The 4,913-nt window shown below is 60.1% G+C and carries 2 protein-coding genes; both read left to right on the top strand.

Going from position 1 to position 4,913, the window contains the following annotated elements; genetic code table 11:
• Positions 1-131 precede the first annotated feature (131 nt).
• Positions 132-4,490, top strand: coding sequence for an NACHT domain-containing protein (locus DFO45_RS24860; RefSeq protein ID WP_133866992.1), 4,359 nt, complete (start codon positions 132-134; stop codon positions 4,488-4,490).
• Positions 4,478-4,873, top strand: coding sequence for a hypothetical protein (locus tag DFO45_RS24855; protein ID WP_133866991.1), 396 nt, complete (start codon positions 4,478-4,480; stop codon positions 4,871-4,873). Before DFO45_RS24860 ends, DFO45_RS24855 begins: the two co-directional genes overlap by 13 nt.
• Positions 4,874-4,913 lie beyond the last annotated feature (40 nt).

Genomic DNA, 4,913 nt, shown 5'->3' with positions numbered 1-4,913 from the left:
CCGTTATCGTGCCGCAGGTGCCGCCAACATCAAATGCGCCCAACAGGCCCACAATGCATTAGACTCAAGCCGGACCACTCAAGAGGGGCAGGTCACGCTATATTTGACGTCGTTTTGCCAAGGATTACCGCTTGCCCAACAAGACAATTAAGCCATCAACGATTACCCGGGTCGGTTACGAATATCAGGACCTGGTTGGAGTTGAAGCGCTCATCCAGTTTTACCGCGATCCCGACAGTTATGCGTGGATCCAGCTCGAGGCCGTCGAGAACGGAACGTCGCTCGACGATGTTGTGATCGCGCGCGCCGATGGCAGCTACGACTACATCCAGGTGAAGTTCACCGTCGACAGGACGGACTACCCACTCGATTGGACTTGGCTGACCGAAACCAAGGGCAAGGGCACCTCGCTGCTCACCAAGTGGTCGACCTGTTTGCGGAAGCTGGAAGGGTCAGGTGCGGTTCGCTCAGCGTCGCTGCGGACCAATCGTGTACCGGATGCCGCGGTAAAGGCCTGTCTCGTTGGTGATCAAATCGACCTCTCCAAAATACCGGCCGCCGTCCTTTCCATTCTTCAGGAGCATTGTGGTGGGGAGGCAGAATGTGAGGCGTTCTTCCGGCAATTCCGCTTCCACCATAGCGAGCGCGACTTCGACCAATACGAGAATGCCCTGCGCGATCAGCTGGTGCCATCTGATCTGGAGCCTAACGGATGGCTGTTTCTGCGTGAGCGAGTGAGAACGTGGACTACCCGCAGGAACCAGCCGCCGCCTGACGGGCGCATTCTTCACGAGCACCTTGTTCAGGCCATTACGAAGCAGCGGCCGCAGCCGATCCGTCAGGACTTTCGGGTTCCTCCTAATTATGTGCTGCCTAGCCGAAAATTCGGCGAGGCGATGCTGTCACGGCTCAAGAAAGGGGCGCCGATCACGGTCGTTTGGGGAACCCCGGGCAAGGGCAAGAGCACGTTCCTGAGTGCCGTAACGAACCGTTTGAGGGAGGAAGGCGCAGGTTCGCCAGTGATCCGTCATCACTACTTCCTGGCGCTCGATGACGCCACGCCCGATCGTTCGTCGTTCATGACGATCGCAGCGTCGCTCATCAATCAGCTCTTCGTGCTCTACCCCAACAGCGTCGGTGGGCAAATCGAGAGGCCAACTGACCTAAGGGCTTTGCTTGAGTGCGCGGCCCGGTACTTCGCGGCTAAAGGGCAGCGCCTCTACGTTATCATCGATGGGCTCGATCACGTGTGGCGCGAGACCGCGCGGGTCGACCAGTTGAATCAACTCTTCAGTTACCTGCTTCCGGTTCCTGACAATGTTAGTCTCGTGGTCGGCACACAGAAGGTGTCGGACGACCAACTGCCGCGAAAGTTGATCCAACAGGCCAAGTCGAAGGACTGGGTCGAGATTCCCGCGATGGACCAGGTCGCCGTTGCGAAATGGGTGGCGGCACAAGACCGCGCCAAACAACTGCTGGTGCGAACCTACAATGGCGAGGATAGAAGCAAGGCGGTCGATGCGATCGCTGAGAGCTTCTACAAGATCTCCAAAGGGCATCCTCTGCATCTGATCTACGCGTTCGAGAGCGTGGCGCTCTCAAACAGGCCGATCCGGCCGGAAGACGTCGACGCGATCCCGTCATGTCCGGATGGCGACATCCGGGCCTACTATGCGGCGCTCTGGAGCGGCCTCACGCCCGATGCGCGGCGGACCCTACAAGCTATGGCCGGGACGGCGTTCTTCTGGCCAAGTGCCGGAATTCGCAAGTGTTTCGGCGATTTTTCGGAGATCGCATTTCTGGTCGAGGCGCGAGAGTCCGGACTAGTGCCTTTTCATGGCAGCATCTTTGCGTGGGTCAGGGAGCGGGCGGATCACAAGGATGCATACGAGGCACTTTTGCCGCGTATCGTCGCGTGGCTTGAGGCTGACGCGCCAGCGTTATGGCGTTGGGGATGGCTATGGCTCACTCGTGCGCGGATGGGGGACGCAAAACCTCTGCTCGACGGCACAACGCGAGACTGGATCAAGGGATCTCTGGCGTCGGGCTACAGCGATCGACAGGTGATCGAAATTCTAACCGCGGCCGAGTGGGCGGCTTTTAACATAGGAGACCTCGCCAAGACCGTCAGCCTGCGTTGGCTGAAGATTCGGGCGCTCAACGTGCGTGACTACCAATCGGGCGACTACGCATCGTTTCAGGCTAATGCCATCTCTGCCGCTGCGAACTGGGAGCAGTTGCGCATCCTCGCGGACGATCCTGGCGGGCTCACTGAAGGCGAGCTGGTGTCACTCCTCGAGGTAGCGCCGGATGGGCTGAAGGCAGAGATGTGCGAGGCTTTCATGACCGAGCTGCGGCGTCGCTTGAACGTTTGGATTGAGCTTCGTCATAAACCTCAGGACGAGTTCGTTGGGACAACCCACAGGCTCATGAAAGTTGCGAGCGCAGGGGACAAGGAGACCGCCGAGAGGATGGTGTCCTTCCTCAAGGGCTTCAGAGATCCGATGTCGCTGTTGATCGACTTCGTTCGCGATCTCGGCAGGTCAGGCAACCTCGACGTTCTCATCTGGCTCACGTCCAAATTCAGAGCCGACAAATGGGCGGCGCTCATCAAGAACATCCACGACCAGATCGCCCGAACGGGTGGATATCTTGGAGTCGACCTCGGCTTGCGCCACGCCGTGTCGCTCAAGACGCCCGTGAGTCCACTGCTGATGTGCTGGTTCCTGCTGCGTGATCGCAGCGCCAGCCGCCGAATGACGCTGCCGCCACCGCCCATGGGGCTCGGCGATGAGGATATGCGCTTCGGTCGCGCCGCAGGAGTCGACCGCTTCTTGCATACGGTATTCTTTTCGGCTCTGGCGTCCGCCCTGCGAGCCGAGGGCGATCATTCCATGATCCACCCGGGGCTCGATCAGATGAAGATCGGGTGGCTTCGCCAAGGAATCGCTTGTTTGGAGACGGCAGCGGCGCAGATCGCCAGCGGCGCGTTACCAGCAGACTTTACCAGCGTGTTCGTCGCCGTCGCCCAGCTCGAGCCGGTACCATTCAAGGGAAATAGCAACGAGGCTGAACACAGGCGCTATCTGGCTTTCCGGCTCGCGTTGTTCCGCATCGCCCGCGATCTTCATCTAGTCTCCAAGGGCCCGGTCGCTGTCGCGCCTGCCGAACTGGCCGTTGCAAGAGCCTCGCCGCATTGGCTTGATGACCTGTGGATCGAGGACGACATCGAGGATCAACGGCACATCCTCGGGAATAGCTCCAAGGCGCTGCTTGATGACAGCGTCGCGGCTCTTGCCGGGAAGGTAACCCCGTTCAATGAGCGGGCCGATGCCTGGGTGAGATACGCCCGGTTTTCGCGGGCCTATAAGCTGGGCCGCGAGGCCGAGCTGATCGCGCGAGCGGCCGACTGCGTGATCGGCTATGGCTATCGGAAGGACCTGAATGCCGTCGGCGCACTGGATGCCGTGGGCGAGGCTCATCGCGCAGGCATAACGGACGCACTGCCTAGCATACTAAGGCTAGCCCCGGTCGTGGAGCGGATCACCTCCTTCACCGACGGTGACGAGACCGGCCATGTCCGCTCGAAGCTGATCGAGCTTGTGGCCAATACAAGACCGGAGCGATTGCCTCAGTTCTACCGACACTATCTGGAAGAGGAGGAATGGCACTACGCCGACGACTGCCTTACGTCGTTCATCGGCACTGGGGACTCCTCAGCCGAGACGTTCGCCGCGCTCACGAAAACGCTGGTCGATCACAGGTCAGTGTCGAAACTGGGCAAGACAGGCTGGACCAGCAGTCCGGCCGCAGCGCTCTGGGAAAGGCAGGTCGCGTTTCTGGGTGGAGCGCCCGAAGACCGTCACGGCGGATCGAGCGGAGACAGCCTCGGGCCCGAGAAGCCATGGCGTGTGTCGCCAACGTCGTTTAGGGCGACCCAGTTCGAGAAGCTAGTGAAGGAGGCTAATCATCCCGACTCTGATTTCCGCAATCGTAAAGAATTTCTGACGAGCTGGCTGTCTCATTGGGTCGCTAAGGGGCAAGGCAAGAAGGCAATCGACGCGATCGAGGCATACGTGACGACGGGCAAGTCGACCATCTACGCTGAGGATACCTTCGACGCCGTGTATGAGGCCTCGCGCGCCATCGAAGGACCTAAGAGCGCTTATAAATGGCTGGTCCGCGCGCAGATCGCACGGAATGGCTGGCAAGCATATTGGGCTTCTGAAGATGAGGTCATGCGAAGGCTGGGATGGGCCGCACAGTATCACAAGGCCGACTGGTGGGAATTTATCGTCGATACATCGGCGGCTGATCGCTACGGCGCTCATCGAGGCAACTCACTTGTAATCGGGCAGCGCTACCTGATGCGCTTTCTGGTGATGGTGGGAGAGCGGAATTTAGCCGGAGCGGTCGCCGCCGCGTTGGTGGGGTGCTTCGTCTCTGAGGTGGGCGATCAGCCGATCGGGGAGATCACATGGCTCTCGTAGAACGCGACGTCGCGTTGACGCTGCTGGTCGAGCGTCTGGGTTGGCCTGTGAAGCTGGTCCGCTGGCGGGCGGCGCGCGCGTTGCGCGGGCTGCTGCAGTCGGAAAAATGGGGCGAACGAGCATGCGCGGCGCTGCTCGATTGGCTTTCGTCTCGCCGATTGGAATCGGAGGTGGCCAGCGCTCTCAGTGTGCTGCTCGTGACGGACCCAGCGGCACGTCCAAGCTTTGATGCGGTCGTCGGCAGCATCACATGGCCTTCACTCCTCGCGGATTTACTGCTGGAGCGCTGTTACGGGCCGGGACATGTGATGGGCGGATGGGACAGGGACCTAGGCTCAGGACCTATTAATTTGGTTCTAGATGTGATTCACGGTCTCCATTGAGGAGGCCGTGATGGGTGACTTGTTCCTGTTGAGCGAACGT

The organism is Azorhizobium sp. AG788 (genome assembly GCF_004364705.1).
In the GTDB taxonomy this organism is placed as follows: Bacteria; Pseudomonadota; Alphaproteobacteria; order Rhizobiales; family Xanthobacteraceae; genus Azorhizobium; species Azorhizobium caulinodans.
Note: the sequence above shows the minus strand (reverse complement) of the source record. Positions and strands in the feature narration are given on the sequence as shown.

Coding starts and splice junctions, on each gene's coding strand:
- DFO45_RS24855 (WP_133866991.1), top strand. CDS start 4,478: ATGGCTCTCGTAGAACGCGACGTCGCGTTGACGCTGCTGGTCGAGCGT.